The 19841-nt window shown below is 39.3% G+C and carries 16 protein-coding genes and 2 pseudogenes; 14 read left to right on the forward strand and 4 right to left on the reverse strand.

Translation table 11 applies throughout. The features are described from left to right. From HWQ38_RS02905 to HWQ38_RS02930, 6 genes and pseudogenes are all read left to right on the forward strand, one after another. A partial coding sequence (locus HWQ38_RS02905; RefSeq protein ID WP_292789880.1) for a putative baseplate assembly protein occupies positions 1-1278 on the forward strand: 1278 nt, incomplete at its 5' end. Continuing rightward, a complete protein-coding gene (locus HWQ38_RS02910) occupies positions 1275-4157 on the forward strand; it encodes a putative baseplate assembly protein (RefSeq protein ID WP_292789882.1) in 2883 nt (960 codons plus the stop codon). The genes HWQ38_RS02905 and HWQ38_RS02910, both read left to right, overlap by 4 nt. Continuing rightward, positions 4154-6691 carry a hypothetical protein gene (locus tag HWQ38_RS02915; protein ID WP_292789883.1) on the forward strand — a complete coding sequence of 846 codons (2538 nt, stop codon included), beginning with the start codon at positions 4154-4156 and terminating at the stop codon, positions 6689-6691. The genes HWQ38_RS02910 and HWQ38_RS02915 overlap by 4 nt, the downstream gene beginning before the upstream one ends. Before the next feature lie 10 nt (positions 6692-6701). Then, positions 6702-9092 (forward strand): DUF6519 domain-containing protein, encoded by a 2391-nt coding sequence (locus tag HWQ38_RS02920; RefSeq protein ID WP_292789884.1) that lies wholly within the window; start codon positions 6702-6704, stop codon positions 9090-9092. 203 nt (positions 9093-9295) lie between these two features. Then, positions 9296-9430, forward strand: a pseudogene (locus tag HWQ38_RS02925) (IS4 family transposase); the annotation flags it as partial. A gap of 74 nt (positions 9431-9504) precedes the next feature. After that, positions 9505-10305: an isopentenyl phosphate kinase gene (locus HWQ38_RS02930; RefSeq protein ID WP_292789908.1), complete on the forward strand. Its 801-nt coding sequence runs from the start codon at positions 9505-9507 to the stop codon at positions 10303-10305. A 319-nt stretch (positions 10306-10624) separates the two neighbouring features. On the opposite strand, the gene HWQ38_RS02935 is transcribed toward HWQ38_RS02930, so the two are convergent. Continuing rightward, positions 10625-10930: a hypothetical protein gene (locus HWQ38_RS02935; RefSeq protein ID WP_292789885.1), complete on the reverse strand. Its 306-nt coding sequence runs from the start codon at positions 10928-10930 to the stop codon at positions 10625-10627. A 479-nt stretch (positions 10931-11409) separates the two neighbouring features. On the opposite strand from HWQ38_RS02935, the gene HWQ38_RS02940 reads away from it, so the two are divergent. Next, positions 11410-11877: a hypothetical protein gene (locus HWQ38_RS02940; RefSeq protein WP_292789886.1), complete on the forward strand. Its 468-nt coding sequence runs from the start codon at positions 11410-11412 to the stop codon at positions 11875-11877. 123 nt (positions 11878-12000) lie between these two features. On the opposite strand, the gene HWQ38_RS02945 is transcribed toward HWQ38_RS02940, so the two are convergent. Beyond that, entirely contained in the window at positions 12001-12231 is a 231-nt protein-coding gene (locus tag HWQ38_RS02945) for a hypothetical protein (RefSeq protein ID WP_292789887.1), read from the reverse strand. A 729-nt stretch (positions 12232-12960) separates the two neighbouring features. Between HWQ38_RS02945 and HWQ38_RS02950 the strand changes: the two genes are divergently transcribed. From HWQ38_RS02950 to HWQ38_RS02960, 3 genes are all read left to right on the forward strand, one after another. Then, positions 12961-13755, forward strand: coding sequence for a hypothetical protein (locus HWQ38_RS02950; RefSeq protein WP_292789888.1), 795 nt, complete (start codon positions 12961-12963; stop codon positions 13753-13755). A gap of 10 nt (positions 13756-13765) precedes the next feature. Continuing rightward, positions 13766-14188, forward strand: coding sequence for a DUF488 domain-containing protein (locus tag HWQ38_RS02955; RefSeq protein WP_292789890.1), 423 nt, complete (start codon positions 13766-13768; stop codon positions 14186-14188). Between the two features lie 230 nt (positions 14189-14418). Next, on the forward strand, positions 14419-14586 hold the full coding sequence (locus HWQ38_RS02960; protein ID WP_292789891.1) for a hypothetical protein: 168 nt from the start codon (positions 14419-14421) through the stop codon (positions 14584-14586). On the opposite strand, the pseudogene HWQ38_RS40325 reads toward HWQ38_RS02960, so the two are convergent. After that, positions 14533-14814, reverse strand: a pseudogene (locus HWQ38_RS40325) (DUF1392 family protein); the annotation flags it as partial. The gene HWQ38_RS02960 and the pseudogene HWQ38_RS40325 sit on opposite strands and share 54 nt — an antisense overlap. Before the next feature lie 261 nt (positions 14815-15075). Then, entirely contained in the window at positions 15076-16257 is a 1182-nt protein-coding gene (locus HWQ38_RS02965; RefSeq protein ID WP_292789893.1) for a DNA cytosine methyltransferase, read from the reverse strand. Between the two features lie 402 nt (positions 16258-16659). Between HWQ38_RS02965 and HWQ38_RS02970 the strand changes: the two genes are divergently transcribed. The 4 genes from HWQ38_RS02970 to HWQ38_RS02985 are packed head-to-tail and all read left to right on the forward strand — an operon-like array spanning position 16660 to position 19730. After that, entirely contained in the window at positions 16660-16968 is a 309-nt protein-coding gene (locus HWQ38_RS02970) for a hypothetical protein (RefSeq protein ID WP_292789894.1), read from the forward strand. A 38-nt stretch (positions 16969-17006) separates the two neighbouring features. After that, on the forward strand, positions 17007-17750 hold the full coding sequence (locus tag HWQ38_RS02975) for a hypothetical protein (RefSeq protein ID WP_292789895.1): 744 nt from the start codon (positions 17007-17009) through the stop codon (positions 17748-17750). Between the two features lie 36 nt (positions 17751-17786). Then, entirely contained in the window at positions 17787-18461 is a 675-nt protein-coding gene (locus HWQ38_RS02980; protein WP_292789896.1) for a response regulator transcription factor, read from the forward strand. A gap of 15 nt (positions 18462-18476) precedes the next feature. Further along, positions 18477-19730 carry a HAMP domain-containing histidine kinase gene (locus tag HWQ38_RS02985; RefSeq protein ID WP_292789897.1) on the forward strand — a complete coding sequence of 418 codons (1254 nt, stop codon included), beginning with the start codon at positions 18477-18479 and terminating at the stop codon, positions 19728-19730. The last annotated feature ends 111 nt before the right edge of the window (positions 19731-19841 follow it).

The following is a 19841-nucleotide window of genomic DNA, read 5'->3' on the forward strand; positions in this document are numbered from 1 at the left end:
CTTTGTATTTCGGCAATAGTACCACCAGATTGTCAGCTAGTTGATATTAGTGTTGTCAGAGGCAATGTGATTCTAGTCGATCATGGACGCACTATTGAACGGGAAGATTTAGGAACTGTAGCGGGAAAAGAGATAATTCACGAGTGCGAAGAGGAAGGCGAACCTAGAGAAATTTTAGTAGTTGGCGATCGCTTCCGTCCTACCTTGCAAAAAACGCCTTTAATTTTCAGTCAACCTCTGTCTAGAAAAAACCTCACCCAAGATGCTAAAAGTCTCTTAATTCAAGACCCCCAGCAAGCATTACCCCAAATCCACCTTAGAAGTACTGGAAATCACTCTACTTGGACTCCCCAATACGATCTCATAGACAGCAACAACGAAGATCAACATTTTGTTGTGGAAATGGACAACGATGGACAAGCTCACTTGCGTTTTGGAGACGGTGAATTAGGAATAAAACCAGCACCCAATACTCACTTCCAAGCAACTTACCGGGTAGGTAATGGACTTGCAGGTAATATTAGTGCTGAAGCGATTTCTTATATTGTTTTTCACAATGAACCAATTAGTGGTTCGACATTGCAGCCACATCAGCCCTTCCCCGCTATAGGTGGGACAGCACCCGAACCTCTATCTCAGGTGAAATTATATGCACCGCACCTATCTCACGAAAAACTAGAGCGTGCCATTACTGCTGATGACTACGCACAATTAGTAATGCAACATTTCCCAACAAAAGTTCAACAAGCAACAGCCACCTTACGCTGGACGGGCAGTGGGTATGAAGTCTGGGTGACAGTAGATCCCTTTAACAAAGAAACAGTAGATCGCAAATTACTGCAAAATATTACCACAGACCTAGAAAAATATCGTCGCATTGGTCATGATGTCATCGTTCAACGAGCAGCATACGTCTGTTTAGATATAGCGATGAGAGTTGATGTCAAATTTGACTATTTGCGCGGTCATGTCAAAGCTGCTTTACTGGATATTTTCAGTAACCGGATTTTACCTGATGGTCGGCGTGGTTTTTTCCATCCCGATAACTTGACTTTTGGGCAAGGAATTGCATTAAGTCAGATTGTAGCTCAAGCTTATAGTGTTCCAGGCGTTGAAAGCGTCTCTATAACTAAGCTAGAACGTCTTTTTGCAGGTGACAATCAGGAGATTGAAGCAGGTTTTTTACCCATTGGTTCTTCGGAAATTGCCCGACTCGACAACAACCCCAACTTTCCCGAAAACGGTAAATTTACACTCGATTTGCGAGGTGGCAGATGAAATTAAGTTGTAGCTGTAACTGTCATAACTATAAACCAAGCGATCGCTCTAGTTGTGGTTGCTGTGAAGGTGTCGAAATTATCACTCCCACATCAGTAGCAAATCAACCTGGTTTTTCTACCCTAGCTTATCGAGTTGGAACCCATGCAAGCTTTTTTGAGACAATGAAAGCGCGTCTGGGTGAGAGCAAGTTTCCCTCACTTAAACATCTAAAAACCCGCGATCCTCAAGACACGTCTTTAGCTCTACTAGATGCTTGGGCTACTGTCGCAGACGTTCTAACATTTTATCAGGAACGCATAGCCAATGAAGGTTACTTACGTACTGCGATTGAGCGACGTTCCTTAGTAGAATTAGCTCGATTAGTAGACTATGCACATAGTCCCGGTGTTAGCGCCAGCGTTTATTTAGCTTTTACCCTAGAAGATGGTTACAATTTGGAAATTCCTGTTGGTTTGAGTAGCCAAAGTATACCTGATTCTGACGAATCGCCGGAATTTTTTGAAACATCCGAAAAACTGCGAGCTTATGCCCAGTTGAATCAACTCAAGCCCCGGATGAGTCAACCACAACAAGTTAATTCAACAACCGTTACCGAAATTGATAAGATTTATTTAGATGGTATAAATCCGAATCTCAAACCTAACGATCCACTTTTACTGATCTTTGGTGATGCTAAACAATTCATTCGCAAAATTCAAATTATTGAGCCTCAAGCAGAGGAAAACCGGACAAAACTTACATTACAATTACCACCAAAAGCTACACAAAAATTAACTAATAAAAATTCAGTAAATACAATAGAAGAAAGAATAAAACAATTAATCAAACTGCCATCCTTACAACCTGCCAATGCTCTAGAACTTGAGCGGACAAAACAACAGATTTTCTCTCCCGAAAATATTGATATGAATTTTCGGTTAATTAATAATACTTTAAATCCCGCTTCAAACACAGCAATATATCAAATTTTAACCAACAATCGAGTTAATTCTGCTAATCAGTTAAACCGAATTGAATTTTTAGGAATCAAAGCTGCACCTTTCGGACATGACGTAGCTTTGAAGTCGATTTTTGACCAGCAAGGGCGAATTGAAAAATATGAGGAATGGCAAATCGCAGATGTAAATGAGTCAATATCAAGCTCCTCTAGCACACTACCATCAGAATTACGAAATATCTTAGCCTTAGATGCTCAATATGATGGAATTACACCTGGAAGTTACCTAGCGATTGAACGTGTAGATGTTAATGAAATTGAGATTTATCAAGTAATAAAAGTTGAAAATATCTCTAAAGTTGCCTATAACATAGTAGGAAGAATTACCCAACTCACTTTAGATAAGCCTTGGTTAAAAGAACAGGATATATCTTTAGATGTCATGCGTAAAACCACAGTGTATCTCAAGAGTGAAGATTTGAATTTGGTGGAAAAACCAGTTGACCTGAAAGATGCACCAAGCGCTCAAAATTATATATCTGACCAGATGGAAATTGAACTAGACAATCTCTACGAAAATCTCCAACCTGGACGTTGGTTAATTATCTCCGGTGAACGCAGTGATATATCTGATGTCAACGGTGTCTGGGCTAGCGAAGTTGTTATGTTAGCTGGGGTGAGACAAGATATATGTGCGAATTTATCCAATGACAAACCCCATACATTCCTGAAATTTGCTAGACCTTTAGCTTATTCTTACAAACGAGAGACTGTTACTATCTATGGCAACGTAGTCAAAGCCACTCATGGCGAGACTCATACTGAAATACTGGGCAGTGGTGATGGTACTAAAGCAAATCAACAATTTACTCTATCACTACCGCCCCTTAGCTATCTACCAGCACCTATCCCTAGTGGTGTTGCTAGCACTTTAGAAGTATATGTTAATGATGTCCGTTGGCAAGAAGTAGAAAATTTGATTGAGTTAAGTCCAACAGACCGCGCTTATATCACCCAAACTGATAGTGATGGCAATACAACTATTATCTTTGGCAATGGTGAACATGGAGCTAGGTTGCCTAGTGGGATTGAAAATGTCAAAGCAATCTACCGCGCTGGCACTGGCAAAAGTGGTAATGTTTCAGCAGAAAAAATTAACCAACTGGCAATGCAACCTCTAGGTTTGAGTGGCGTACTCAACCCCATAGCAGCAACAGGAGGCGCAGACCCCGAAAGCGATTATGAAATACGCCGCAATGCACCCGTTAGCATAACATCTCTCAACCGTGCAGTTTCCGTGCAGGACTATGCCAATTTTGCGCGTACTTTTACTGGAATTGGTAAATCAAATGCTCAACGTCTTTCAAATGGTTCGGATCAAATTCTGCATATTACCATCGCTGGGGCTGATGATATTTATATTGATAGAAATTCAGATTTATATCGTAGTTTCGTACAAGCATTATACCAGTTTGGCGACCCCTATCAGTCACTAAAAATAGATATGCGGGAACTAATGCTGTTAATTATCAGCGCCAATGTGCGAATCTTAGCAAATTATCAATGGGAGTCTGTAGCATTGAAAATTCGCAGTGCTTTGTTCGATAAATTTAGCTTTGAAAATCAGGAACTAGGAGAAAATGTTGTCCTCAGTGGAGTTATCAGCACGATTCAACAAGTACCTGGCGTAGACTACGTGGATGTAGATATTTTAGATAGCGTTTCCGAAACTGAAGCCCAAAATCCAGGCATTTTAAATACCAAACTTCAAGAACTGGCAAAAGTAGGCAGCACTCATGGAAATGGACAACCAAAACAATGGATTCCTGTAAACTTGGCTGTTTTTGATTCAACAATAAATCAACTTTTCCCGGCTCAATTAGCTATTCTCAACCCGAAAGTGGCAGACACACTAATTCTGAAGGAGTTGAAATCATGAGCAATTCCCCAGACCGTCTTTATCAACTGTTGCCAGCCGTTTACCGCATACGTGATGCAGAACTTGGCTATCCCCTACGGGATTTATTACGTGTCATTGCTGAACAAGTAGATATTGTTGAAGCAGATATTACTCAACTCTATGAGAACTGGTTTATTGAAACTTGCCAAGATTGGGTAGTACCATACATTGGTGATTTAATTGGTTATCAAAGCGTTCATAGTTCTGGTACAGAACAGCAAGATAACAAGATTTTAAATCCTCGTCGGGAAGTAGCAAATACTATTCGCTATCGACGGCGCAAGGGGACGCTAGCTTTGTTGGAATTGCTGGCTGATAAAATAGCTGGCTGGCCGATACGAGTTGTAGAATTTGATCGGCTAGTTAGCAAAACACAGCATATCAATCACCTGCGTTCATCAACCTCAACAACATTAAATCTGCGTCAGGTGGATGGAATCACAAAGTTAAATAGCCCATTCGATGAATTAGCTCATACAGTAGATATCCACCATATTTCTTCACAAGAGCAACCTGGAAAGTATAATACTCCAAATATTGGTATTTTTGTTTGGCGATTAAAAGCTTATTCTATGACTGTCACACCAGCTTTTTGTTTGGAAGAAGTTAGCTCTAACTGCTACACATTTAGTATTACGGGTAACGATACTCCGCTTTACACTCGTCCTCAATTAGCAAAAGATGCAACCCAAATTGATTGCGAATTAAATTTACCTATTCCCATTCAACGGCAAGTTTTGCAATCTCACAAAAGCGATTATTTTGATTCAAACCCAAATCCAGAAGAATTTACCAAAAGTTTGCAAGTCTGGAAAGGTGTTGGCTCAAAACTGCATCTAATCTCTCCAGAGCAAATTATTATTGCCGATCTGGGCGATTGGAATTATCAACTAGAGCAAGACTATATAGCAGTTGATCCAGAATTAGGCCGAATGATTTTTCCGATCCGCCAGTTACCAAAAAATGGTGTTTGGGTTTCTTATCATTATGGTTTCAGTGCTGATATTGGTGGTGGCGAATATGACCGAACTTTGTTAGATTCTACAGCACATTTCTTACTTGATGTTGGTGATATTCAAGAACCAGCAATTTTTAGCTCACAACAAGATGCTTCTGCATTATCCGAGTTTTTGCGATCGCAATTTTCCAGTGATACCCAAAGGCTTTTGGATGCCTACACCAGTCCTCCTCCCGAACCAGCTTTAATTGCAGCTTTGCTCCTAGAGCTAAATCAACTACTTTTAGGTAAAAGCCTTTACGATCAACAACGTTTTGCATCTATCACCTTGAGTGCCAAAACTAAACGTTTGGTTCAGCAAAATCTCCAAGGTAAAGAACTGATTCGCTGTAATCGTTTGCTATTAGAAGAAGCTTTTCCATCTCAAATCAGAAAGCATTATGCTCATTACAGCGTCAGTCAAACTTCACGAGGGTATTATCAAACTATTACTGAAGCAATCTCACAGTGGCAACGAGACAAACCCCATAATGCTGTAATTGAAATTATTGATAGTGGCGTTTATGTAGAACGAATTAATATTGAACTGGAACAAAACCAAAGTCTGCAATTACGTGCAGCTAACCACAAGCGTCCGGTAATACGCATTCTAGATTGGAGAACTTCTTTGGGTGACGCTTTAAATGTCACAGTAGAGTCAGGAAGTTGCTTTGTTCTGGATGGTTTATTGATTACTGGTCGTGGAGTGCATATAGAAGGTAATCCTACTCAATTTGGAGATTATTCTACCTCTATTATGCAAAAACCAGCTGCGATTATTATCCGTCATTCTACATTAGTGCCGGGTTGGTCATTACATTGTGACTGTGAACCCCGACGTTCTAGCGAGCCAAGTTTGGAGTTATTTAATATCAATGCGTGCGTAACGATCGCACACAGTATTATTGGCTCCATTCAGGTTAACCAAGATGAGGTAGAGACTGACCCTTTACCTATAAATATTAGTGATAGCATTATAGATGCTATCACTATAGAAGGTCAAGCGATCGGTGCAGTGGGTTATTCTATAGCCCATGTGCGGTTGACTATTGCACGTTGCACAGTCATTGGTCAGATTCAAGTACATGCAATTGATTTAGCAGAAAACAGTATTTTTAACGGCATTATATCCGTTGCTCGTCGCCAACAAGGTTGTATCCGTTTCTGCTACGTGATACCTACCTCACGCACACCACGTCGGTATAATTGTCAACCCGATTTAGGGGAGCAAAAAATTAGACAAGAAACTGAACTAAAGGCAGAACAGTTAGATGCAAACCTGCTTGTCACCAGACATCACTTACGACCTCAATTCAACAGTATACGTTATGGCACACCTACTTATTGTCAGTTAGCGTCAACCTGTGCTGAAGAAATCAAACGTGGCGCTGATGATGAATCAGAAATAGGTGCTTTTCACAATCTATATCAGCCTCAAAAAGAGGCTAACCTACGCATCCGTTTAGATGAATATACACCCGCTAATACTGAAATTGGCATTATTTACGCTAGCTAAAGAGGATTTTATGCAAGGAGAATTTAGAGGCGATTTTACTCGTGATACCTACGACAAAAGCAAGCACTTCCTTCGAGTATTGATGCAACAAGGTAGAGTGCAATTAGATGCAGACTTCAACGAACAGACATCAATTTTACTAAATCGCCTGCAAACTTTGGCCAAAGATATATTTGGGCTACAAGGTGGCCCAGAGCAGAATTGTGGTTTTGAATTTATCGCCACGGAGGAGCAAATTAATAATATTAATAATCTCAATGAGGAAGAAAAATATGAATTAAAAAAACGGCTCCAATGCCAAAGCTATTTAATTAGCAAAGGCAATTATTATGTAGATGGTATACTTTGTGAAAATGAGGAATTTGTATCTTATCTTCAGCAGCCAGATTTTACGCCGGAAGTTATAGATCCTTGTAAAGTTCAATTAAATGGAGCAACATATCTTGCTTATCTTGATGTTTGGGAACGACATATAACTCCGATTGAAGATCGTGACGACTTCAAAATTAATATTCGTGAAGTTGCTTTAGGGGGAGCGGATACAGCAATTCGCTCTAAGTTAGTTTGGCAAGTCAAGCTCAAACAATTAAAAGATAATCAAGATATTGAAACGGTTGCCAAGCAAGTTAGTAAGGATCGTGACTATTTTCAGAGTGTGCTAGGTCAAGAATTATTGAAGCCTGGAAAAGGCGAAATTATTGCCAGGATTACAAAGCCTAGTTCTACAGGAATAAACGATCCATGTGTTATTCCGTTTAATTCCAAATTTCGTGGTGCTGAAAACCATCTTTATCGGGCGGAAATTTTTAGAGTTTCTACTGCTAAAAACACTAATCAACTATCATTTGTTTGGTCACGCGAGAATAGCTCAATTGTTTTTCCTATTGTGACATCTACTGAGAAAAATTCCTCAGTATTTGTATTCAAGCTAGAACATTTAGGAAAAGACAAAAATTCTAGTTTATCAGTAGGTGATTGGGTTGAAATCATCAATGATGATTATATACTTGGAGATAGCGATCGCCAACTACTAAAAGTTGAGCAAGTGGATCGCATTGAGAATCAAGTAATTCTCTCAGGAGATAGCAAGAACAACACATTGCTTCCAGAAAAGCACCCTCTATTACGCCGTTGGGACTCTAAAGAAGTCGAAGTAAATTTATCTGAAGGGAGTAATAAATGGTTCCCCCTTGAAGATGGAATTGAGATTCAATTTCAAGCAGATATTCAGAATAACTTTTATCAAGTAGGTGATTATTGGTTAATTCCTGTCCGAACAGCTACTGGCAATGTAGAATGGCCCAAACAAAAAAACAAAGAAGGAAAATTAGAGCCTCAACCTCAACCACCGCATGGTATAGCGCATTATTATGCACCTCTAGCAGTATTTTTAGGTAATCCTAATAATGTAACAGTTTATGATTGCCGAAGAAAGATTGGTAGTCAAGAAAGCACTATATCACCTATAAGTAATAAAGATAATAATCCTATACTAGCGAATTCCCAGGAAAATCCTGCAACACCTATTAATCAGAAAGAAACCACTACACAAGCAATAACAGAATTCAATCGCATAATCAATGCTAGTTGGCATCACGATCAAGTTTTAGAAGCTACTATTGCAGAAACACAGGAAAATTCTAACAATGTTACAGAGGATCAATTATTTAATTTAAAATCTCAGAATTTAAGAAATTTGTTTACTAAACTAGGTCTAGTAATTCAGTTTCAAAAACCAGTAAGAATTGATAGTTTACATAAGAGTAGTATATCTGTTTTAGCTCATACGGATAATGTATTGAAAGGTGAAGTATTTTATATATTGCCAATGAAAGTTCAGCCAGTTCAAGTTACGAAAACTGAAATAAAATCTATCCGTTGGGCAATGGGCAATGATATATTAGATAGTAATATCAATCTAATTACAGAAGTTGAATCTTTGACAAGTGAAAATACTGCTTATACAGAAGCTGTTAGATTAATTACGCCTGATGATTGGTCGCAAAAAGCTGTCTTTCACCAAAGTAATATCTATCAGTTTACTGTCTCATTGCATGGCGACTGGATTATGAATGAGGAACCATTATTTGATAGCGAAAAATTTAATGTACAAGGAGATTTAAATAAAGGGATGATTCCTGATGGATTACGTCAGCAATTTCAAGAAAAAGGAATTTCCCTTTCCCCAAATATTATTTTGTTTACGGAAAAAGAAAATTTAAAATGGCGGTTAGTCGATGGAGGTAAAATTTACATTCTTAAACTAGATAACAATAAATTAACAGTTAGCAAGATTCAGGCATTGGATGGTAACAATATTTGGCCTGGTGTTCCTGAGCGATTTAGTGGAAATGGCTCTGAAGGAGGTGACTGGGTAAGTATTATTCATATCAAAACTTGACTTGCAGAAATTGGCGCGAATGCAGGAATAAGACGGGATATTCAGAGAGTTCAGGCGCTCATCTGATGCTATTCTAGGAAACGTTTAAAACAAACCCAACACATCAGGCAATACCTGTGCCAAAAAAAGAGTATGAAGGGAGAGGGCTGATGTAGTAGAGTTATTGTCTTCCACAACGACAACTCAAAAGCTACAATTCGCCCATGTTCGACATCCTATCACTTTTACAATGCTTGCTACCGCAAATAAATGCTACGACCATGCGGCAATTAAATCAGATAATCATAGCGATGTTAGCAATGAGCAGGCGAGTTACCATATTGGGGAATTCTCGTTGGATTAGCAATTTTGATTTTTTTTGTCTAGGATTAGTTTTTATAAGTTTTTATCTTTCCTCATTTAATATTTGATTATGGAATTAGTATTAGTGAAGCTAGGAGGTTCCTTAATTACTGACAAGGATAAACCTTATACTGCTCGAAGAGAAGTTATAACACAACTGGTTGAGCAAGTGAGCCTAATCAAACATGAAAATCCTAATCTGAAACTGATTATTGGTAACGGTGCTGGTTCTTTTGCCCACCAATCAGCGAATAAATATAATACAATTAATGGTTTTTCATGTGATGAAGAAAAACTAGGGTTTTGCTTAGTTCACCAAGATGCTTTAGATTTAAATTTCCTCCTAGCTAAAAGTTTTTTACAAGCATGTTTACCAGTGGTAAGTTTGCCACCTATTACTATGATAATCACTCATAATAAGAAACTGTTGAAGAGTGACTTTAGTGTAATAGAAAGTAGTCTACAAGCAGGTTTGATTCCTTTAATTTTTGGTGATGTCGTTCTAGATAAAGCTATTGGTGGTACTGTCCTCTCGACAGATGCAATGCTTGCAGAACTAGCGAAATACTTCTATCTTCAAGGTAAGTTTAAAATTCGACTAATAAATGTTGGGAATTATGCAGGTGTATATGATCAAGATGGGCAAGTAGTTTCCAATATTACTCAAGCTAACTATTCTCAGATTAAACCTTTCTTGGACAAGAGCAAATCAGTAGATGTTACTGGTGGGATGGCTAAGAAAGTTGAGGAGTTTTTGATTATTTCTAGTTTAGGGATTGACTGCTGGATAATTGATGGGAATATCCCAGGGAATTTAGCCTCTTCAGTTTTAGGTACGCCAACTCTAGGCACTTTAATTAGGGCATTTTAACTAAAATGATTTCAAAACTGTTGGTAGTTAATCCGAATTACTTACAAAGAAAGGCAGAGGGCAGAGGGCAGAAGGCAGAAGGTAAGAAAGTATAATGAGAACTAAAGTTTCAGAGTTTAAAGCTCAGTAAAAATAAATAATTATACCGAGACTGTTTGCAGGGAGGTATAAAATGTCCAAGTTTTCAATCTCACCCAATTAACTTTCTTGGGTTCCTTCTGCCTTCTGCCTCCTGCCTTCTGCCTTCTGAACTTTAATCTTTTGGAGATAACTCATTGAGAAAGGCAGAGGGCAGTTCTTGCTGAAGGCAGCTATGAATCTATCCCACTAATAAATTTCGGCTCTCCCAGATGTGAACTCTCGCTAAGGAAAGAAAGCCATTAAAGCAGGCGGAAGGCGGAAATTCGCTCTCACCGCACAACCTCTGTGCTTCTTCTTTTCTGTCCCCTGCTTGTTGGTTGTCCTCTTCCTTACCTGTAGCAACACATTTCAAGTGGGTTGCTCTCGGTTTGTCATAAAAATGCTCCTGATAATTGTTTCTGTATGTGAGACAATGATTTACACCCATGTTCTGAATCGGGGCGGTAAGGCTGTGCGTAGTCCCCTTGATTAGAACTACTGGCATATATTTTGCATGAATTTTGAACACCTAAAATGGTACAAAGTTAACACCCTAGCTCCTGACTCCTGACTCCTGAATTCTGTTTTGATAAATTTTACTCATCATAGTTGCGTTAGCTTATGAGTTTATATAATTACACTATTTAATACTGGATCATGGCTGTAATTAAGGTTAAGAATTTATCAAAGATGTTGTTGGTTGATAACACGCAAGGAAGGGCAATTGCTTCTAGTGAATTAAAGTCCAAAGTTATTGGTAAGATTTGGCGGATTCAATGCACGCTGTAAGATTGTTCTATAACTGGATCGGTGGGCTATCACCGTGAAATCAAAACTCGACCAACTCACCCAAGCGAAACACAGGTTTTTCTTGGGGCAGCGATCGCTTCGGCACTTAGTCGCGATCTCAACCTCATCTGTCCCGTGTAGATCAAATTCAATCAATAACCCACGATTTTGTTTTTATTTCATGGAGTTATGTTTATGATCCTGCATATTTCGATCGATGCTCACAATCCATCGCAAGTTGCTACTGCTCTAGCTGAAGTTTTGAATGGTAAGGTATATAAATTTTTCACTCCTGGTAGTTACCTCGTGATGCCTTTTGACAAACATGGTACTCACATTGTGGTGTTTAAAGAAGGTGATGTATGGGTTCCAAGTACTGATGCCGAATCAGCGCAGGTACTCCAAGCTGAACCTACTAAATTTGTGGCTAACCATGCGGCAATTTCGGTTCCTACCACCCAGGAGCAGATCGAGCAGATCGGCCAACGTGAGGGATGGCGCGTCCTGACTCGCTCTTCAGGAGATGCCGTCCCATTCAGTGCGATCGAGTTTTGGGTGGAGAATCGCATACTGTTTGAGTTTTTACCGTCGGAATTTGTGCCCCAATATTTGCAGACCATGCAATCAGAGATGATTGAGAAAATTCTTGGCCAGCCAATTTAGCTTGTGCCAGTTTAGGAGAGCGATTTTTTTTCGGGGGAGATGGGCAAGAATTAAGCAAGGGGTTTAAACATTTCCCAATTAAACCCAACCGCCCACTCCTCGCCCCCAAAAGACACTCCACCGTCAACCTGACATCGCCCCCAACTTCGGCTGCCGCCGCCCCCGATAGAACTCCTGTTGTAAAAGAGACAGAACACCCAAAATCTCCAATTCCGACCAATCGCCCGAATCTTCGCCATGCAGAAATATCCGGTAGTACCCGCAAGCTAGGCGATGCCTACGGCAACCCGAAACGGGAACGCACTTTATAGGATAACCCAGTGTGTGATATTTCTCGATTAGCGACAATACCAAAGGTGGATATGTAGTAGGGTGATTTGTCTTGCCATTTTGGATAAGGGTTAACTGTAGCTGGTCAGCCCCAACTTCACCGCCCCAAAGCTCTTGCAGTATCTCCTGACCGACTTGATATCGATGACAGAAATCCCCAGTCTTTTCAAAGCAGCATAGCGTTATATCTTGCGGATTATCTTTCTATTTTCTCACCCACAATTGAATTAGTTGCTGACGAGAATCCAGAGTCTTCCTGAACTCCCTGGTGTATTCTTCCTGTGCGGCGGTATACTAGGCTGATGCTTTCCACCACTTGAGCAGTTCTGGAGTTGGCGCGAACTCTTGAAGGTGTTTGCCTTTCCAGCTTTTGGGGACATCCAATTGACTGAAATTATGCTTCAAAACAGCCATCCACTTGGCAATCGACTATAGATTTTTCACCATATTTACGTCATATAGCGAAAGTTCCAGTACGGAAAATATTAAAAGTGTTCGGCTGATGAAATAATATTCATTTCCATGAATAAAAAAGCAAGAGTTTTTAGGATCATAAAATGATAAATAACTAACTATAAAATTATCAAGTTTACTATTAGACTATGAGCTAACGGGGTTTAAAATTGCAGTCTAACTTTTTAAATATTATAATCTTCAATATTCAACTTGTACCCAGTTCCAATTAAATAATAAAATTTAAAAAATAACAACTATTGTTATAATTAAAATAACTTTAAATTGAAATTAAAGTATATGTCAGCTAGAAAAGTCTTGATTGCCACTAAAACTTACCCATCAATTAGCACTAAATATAAGGAAACAGTCTGTACAGCAGGAATCTTATTAAGTGAAGATGAAAAGCCACAGCAATGGATTCGCATATATCCTATCCCCTTTAGATACATGGATTATGATAAGCGCTATCCTAGATGGTCTATTATTAGGGCTGAAATAAGCAAAGATGAAAAAGATTCTAGACTGGAAAGCTTTCGGGCTAATCATTCAACTATAGAAATTATTAGAAAAATTGATACCTCAAACAACTGGCAGGAGAGAAAATCATTACTATTACCGCTTAAATTCGACTCAATTGAACAAATAAGAGAACAGAATAAGTCATTAGGAATAATTAAACCCCGAAGTATAAAAAGATATTACTGTAAACCAACCGAACGCGAATGGCAACCTAAACAACAAGCAGTGTTAGACCAACTTGATTTGTTTGAGGAATCGATTGATCTAGAAAAAATTCCTTACCAATTTGGGTATGAGTTTACTGATGAGGCAGGAGATCAGCATAAATATTCTATAAGTGATTGGGAAATTATGCAATTATATAGAAACTGTAGGGATAATTATCAAGCAAATAATTTATTAGCAAAGGAACAGGAATCTTTAAATAAAGTCAAACAAAAGTTAGAGGGGTTTATTATAGATAAAGATTTACATTTTATAGTTGGCAATTTAAAAAATCACAGAAAATCTTTTATGATTATTGGATTATTTTACCCAAAAATAGTACAATTACAACAATTAAGTTTATTTTGAAATGGGGAAAATGAATTATAAAGCTGGAAATATAGAGCCGTTAATTTTGACATTTGGGTATGGAAATCGTAAAAATTATGACGAATTTTTAAAATACCTAGAAATGTTTCATGTTAACTATGTTGTGGATGTACGTTCTTCCCCTCGCGCTTGGAGTAGAAAGTGGTATGGAACAGCAATTGACAAACTTTGTAATTCCATAAATGTTAAGTATATTTCTCAAACTGCATTAGGTAACACATCTGGGAATAAAAATTGGATTCCTCCTAATCAAGAAGAAGCAACGTTGGCACTATTGGAAATTGCTCAAATTGGACAAAACGAAACTATTCTTTTACTATGTGCAGAATTACAAAGTGCAAAATGCCATCGGGTATCTGTTGCAAATCAATTACATGAACTTACAGGCATTGCGGTCAAACATCTAGAGTAACTTTGCTTCCGAGCGACCGCTCGTTTATAATCGCACCTTTTAACGAAAAAATCTTTTTGTTAAGCTTTATATACGTGAAAACAAACTTAATTTCACTGATCCTATGTCCTTACTACAAACTTAGCACTACAGTTATGATAATCCGCTCGATCAGCAGCCATTATAGAAAATCAAACTACTCTTCTTATTGAGCGACAGTTTATAATATTCTATAAAGATGATTAAGAAAAATGATTAAGCCTAAAAATGTGTATCGCGGACACTCAATGGAAAAAGTTGGTCACGGTAAAAGAGCGGAATTTAAAACAACTCTCAACGAAAAAGAATGGTCTGCCGTGACTGAATTAGAGGTAAAAACAGCAATTGATGCTTGGATTGATGAAGGAGTAGAGCCTTAGTTCTTGCCTATGTAGCTTAAAAATGCCCTGAATAATCTGAATTGGTGGCCCATCTAGTGACAACCGAAACTCGACTAACTCACCGAGTCGGAACACAGGTTTTTCTTTAGTGTTCGGTTGTAAGTTGCCTGTGCTAATAAGTTCGTGTACCAAAACAGTAATGTTGTTATAAAGAGTGAAGATTTCGTATTTCCAGCCACGTTCTGACCACTCCACACCAGTGCAATAACCGAAAGCTTTGGCAGATTTAACATAGGCTCGCTCAACAGACTCACTAGCAACGGCGGGATTCGTTTACCCCAAGGGATACTGTTGGCGAAAGTGTTACAAACGCATAAACAAAAGTATTACAACTAAAAGCCGCAACGATAGATTGAAGGTTTGAGCTTACGTAACACTCTGCAATACAAATATGTATTACATTCGCCAACAGTATCCCCAAGGTGGGGAAACGTACCAGGACTGCTCCAAGTTTAGTCCATCGGTTAGTCATACTTTTGCTCCTTTCAAAATACTTTGTGCTGACATGAATAACTGCGCGGCAAAACTGGGAGGTACAGAGTAGCCGATGATTGACCCCGCCGTAGCAGTTTCGTTGGGGAATTCGTACCAATCAGGAAAGCCTTGTAACTTCGCCGCTCCCTCAATAGACAAAGATTTGACCGTACCATCCGGCAACCAGATATCAGCGAACTTACTACGGTTGCAACCTTTGTGATCTGTGAAATGCGACCGCAGAATGGTATTAGCGGGGTGCGACCCTGGCTTGTACTTGGGTAACTTGCGCCCCCCAACTCTTTCAATCAACAGTGGTGTTGGCGCATTCCCGGCTAAAAATTTCTCTAAAGCTTGTTGCTGTTTAGGTAGAAGCTGTGAATCAGGCATCGTGGGGATGAGATGCGCGATCGCCTTGTACCACTCTATTGGTTTTCTGTGAGTTGGTAAGGCAACGTGAAAACCCCTACTAGCAACCAGAACTAACCGCCGCCGCGCCTGGGGCAACCCAAAGTCAGCCATATTCACCACGCTGTAAGTAACCGAGTACCCATCTTGTTCCAAAGCTGACAGAATGATACTGAAACTCTGACTATTCTGATAGCGCGGCACATTCTCCAGCGTAAACACTCGTGGCTGCAACTGTCGGATGGCTTCTGCTACTGCGATCGCAGCTGTCAGATCATCGGGAGTTTCGCCGCCCTTACCCGCTTTGGCTGTGTGAGCTTGGCTGAAGTTGGCGCACACCGGGGAGGCGTGGAGATAGTCGGGGCGGCGGGGAAAACCTAGAAATCCTAACCGTGCTACTTCTTGAACTGTTAGCTGGATTATTCTACAGCCATACTCGCTGAAGTTACGGTGATGAGTTTGTGCGATTGCCCTGCTCAAGTCTGGTTTAGTTGGGTCGAACTCTACTGCAATGACCGGACGAATCCCGGCTTGCATCATTCCAGCTTCAATCCCGCCGCCACCAGCGAAAAGTACTACAGCTTGAGGGGCATCATCTGCCAGAACTGGTTTTAATTTTGTGTTATCAAAATTTTTGCAGACATCTAATTTTGGTGATGGCTTTTTGATTTTCGCTTTTTTGATAAAGGCGATGATATCTTCCTTGGTTGCCAAGAGTTGTTGCAGTGTCCTCGGAGGTAGCGTATGGCTGGGGACTGTTTTAGTCATGCAGCCACCTCCATAACCAAATCATCCGGCACTTCAAAAATTCCCAACCGCCCAATGTTTTGGAGTTGGAAATTTAGGCTGAATCTGCAATATAGTATTAACGTACTATATTAATATTTGAAGTTTCAACTTTTGAATATGACCGATACTAATCCCCAAGCCCTTGTAACTTCGTTCTGAGAATTTCACTTGATGTGTGAACCGACAATTATTCCCTGATTATACTCTTTGACCAAGATCCCAAATGAATTCTATAATGCGATTGAAACAGCTTAGAGAGCGGGATTCCTGATAGTCATTTGTGTCCAAGTTGGTTGAAGTAGTTAACAAAATCTTTTCCAGTTCTTGACTTTTAATATCTACTGTTGAATTACTGACTTGAATTGCAAAAGACTTTGGCCGATGAAAAATTACCCCAAAACTATTCTGTCAACTGTTGTTGTAAGTATTTTGGCATCTGGTGGTTATATGCAAACAACGTATGCCCATCAATTACCATCTCATCTTTTAGTTAGATCACAGTCTGCTAGCGGTGTTCAAATTGCGGAAGTAGATAGCCCTGATGATCGTGATAGTAGCCATGAAGATGGGGATAGAGAAGCTAGTGATCTGAGAAGAGTGTCTGTGACAAGAACGCACATAAGAAATCAAAATAAGTATCATTTGACACATCATAAAAAATATCATCATTCAAGGAGGCAGCATAGCTAAGTTTAGGATGTGATGTCAATTTTTCTTGTGAAAAATAAATGAACAAAGTTGCAAAAGTCACAATTTTCTTCTGGATCATGAAGATCATTGCCACGACGCTCGGTGAGACGGCAGGTGACTTCATATCAATGTCTCTTGGACTGGGGTATTACGTAGCTTTTGCCATAACGTTCGCTATCCTGGCCATTCTCCTATTTTTTCAAATTCAATCCGACAGATATATTCCAGTCTTTTACTGGGTGGCGATCATTGCGACAACTACAGCTGGAACCGAAGTTTCAGACCTGATGGATCGATCTCTTGGGCTAGGCTATGCAGTGGGATCGCTGATTCTGGTAGCCGGTCTGTTGAGCGTTCTTGCCATCTGGTATTACCGGGATCGGGATCTGAGCGTTTATCCGATTATGAGGAAAGACGCAGAGACCACCTATTGGCTGGCTGTCGTGTTCTCCAACAGTTTGGGAACGGCCTTTGGTGACTTTCTGACAAGCAACTTGGGACTGAGCTATATCCAGGGCGCATTCGTGACGGCCAGCGTCATTGGTGTTGTCATCGCCTTTCACTACATAACAAAGTTGAGCGATATTCTCCTATTCTGGCTGGCGTTTATCTTCACGCGACCCTTCGGAGCCACCTTTGGAGATTTTCTGACCAAACCAGTCAAAGATGGTGGTCTATCACTGCCCAGGGGCTATGCTTCGGTGATCGCTTTTATCCTGCTAGCAGTTGTCCTATTCTTTTGGGTGCGAAAGGAGAAAAAAGTGCGTCACCCAATTGAGTGATGCGTTTAAGCAGATGGATGAGCATAGCATAAAGATATGAGAATATTAATAATTGAAGATGATGATCGCATCGCTAAACCCTTAGCCGAAGATTTAAAACACCAGCATCATGCTGTTGATATTGCTTGTGATGGGATTGAAGGTTGGGAATATGCCGAAGCAGGTAATTATGATTTAATTTTATTAGATTTAATGTTGCCGCGCTTAGATGGAATTACTCTGTGTAAACGGTTACGTGCTGCTAAATGTAATGCTTTTATTTTGATGTTGACAGCACGAGATACAACACCAGATAAAATAAGTGGACTCGATGCTGGTGCCGATGATTATTTAGTTAAACCATTTGAACTAGAAGAATTAGCAGCACGAATTAGAGCTTTATGTCGGAGAAGCCCAGAAACTCACCAACTAATTTTAATTCACGGTGATTTACAATTAGACCCTAATAATTATCATGTGACTTATGCAAGTAAACCTTTATTATTAACACATAAAGAATACATGATATTAGAATGCTTTTTAAAAAATTCTACTCAAGTTTTAACTCGCTCGGCAATTTTAGATAAATTGTGGGAGTTTGATAAATTATCCGGGGAAGAAACCGTTAAAACTCACATGACAAATTTAAGAAAGAAACTCAGAGCGCTAGGAAGTTCAGAGGATTTTATCGAAACTGTTTACGGTTTTGGTTATCGCCTGTGTCGTAAATAAATGTAAATTTAGCTGATGGTTAAAAAAATTCTCCGTCGTTTACTGTTGTCTTATTTAATCGTATTATCATTAATCTTAGGTGGATTTGCGATTGCCGTTCGGATTGTCTTCACCCATAGCCTCTATAAACAACAAACACAAAAGCTTACTGCATTAGCACAAGTAGGTGCTGCTAATGCCGAGTTTGATAATGGGAGAATTAAAATTGAAGATGACTTCCCTCAAGAAAAATTGTTTGAAAATCATCAGGAATTAAACTGGTTTGATAGTAAAGGTAATCTCATCGCAAAAGAGGGACAAGATATATTAAGTTTACCTACTCATATAAAAGAAGGAGAACAAATTAATCCAGTTGGTAAAAATCGCATTCAATCTGTTACTTTACCAATTATTAATAGTGATGATAAAAAGTTCATTGGATATGTAAGAGCTAGTCAATCTCTAGAAGAATTCGATGAAACTTTAAATAAATTAGATTTGGGATTAGGCGGTGGAATTGTTGTAGCTTTGATTATTAGTAGTGCTGGTGGAGTTTGGCTAACTCGTCAAGCGATGCAACCAATTGAAGAAAGCTTTGAACGGTTAAAACAGTTTACTGCTGACGCTTCCCATGAACTCCGCAGTCCTTTAATGGCGATTAAAAGTAATGCAGGGGTAGCACTCAAGTATCCAGAGGGAATGCGAGAAACTGACGCAGAAAAATTTCAGGCTATTTCTAGTGCTACTAACCAAATGACTCGACTTACAGAAGACTTACTATTTTTAGCTCGTTATGATAATATTCCTAACCACATCAAAGAAACTGTTAATCTTAGTTCAATTTTAAATAACTTAATGCAACTATATCAGCCGCAGGCGAAGGCTAAACAAATTAATCTGAAAAGTCAATTGAATGAAAAGCTTTATTTGTTAGGCGATCCGAATCAGATAACACGATTATTTACTAACTTAATTCAAAATGCTATACATTACACACTGTCAAAAGGGACAGTAGAAATCATAGCCAATCGTAGTGCTTCCCATCTAGTTGTTAATGTCCAAGATACGGGTGTAGGAATTGCACCAGGAGATTTAGAAAATATTTTTGAGCGTTTTTGGCGAGCAGATAAATCACGCTCTTATAATTCTGGTGGTTCTGGTTTGGGATTGGCTATTGCCCAAGCTATCGCTGAGAATCACGGTGGATTAATTACTGCCACAAGTCAATTAGGAATTGGTAGTTGTTTTACTGTGCGTTTATCAGTAGGTTCACTTAATGAATGTTTATAAAGCTTTTATAGTTCTACCCATCCATATAAATCCAAAGCCTGTAAACCTACGCTTAACAAATTCAGGTAAATCTTTTCGAGTTCTTTACTTTTAGTGTGTAAAGTGCGACTA

The sequence above is a fragment of the Nostoc sp. NMS7 genome (genome assembly GCF_017115085.1).
Classification (GTDB): domain Bacteria; phylum Cyanobacteriota; class Cyanobacteriia; order Cyanobacteriales; family Nostocaceae; genus Nostoc.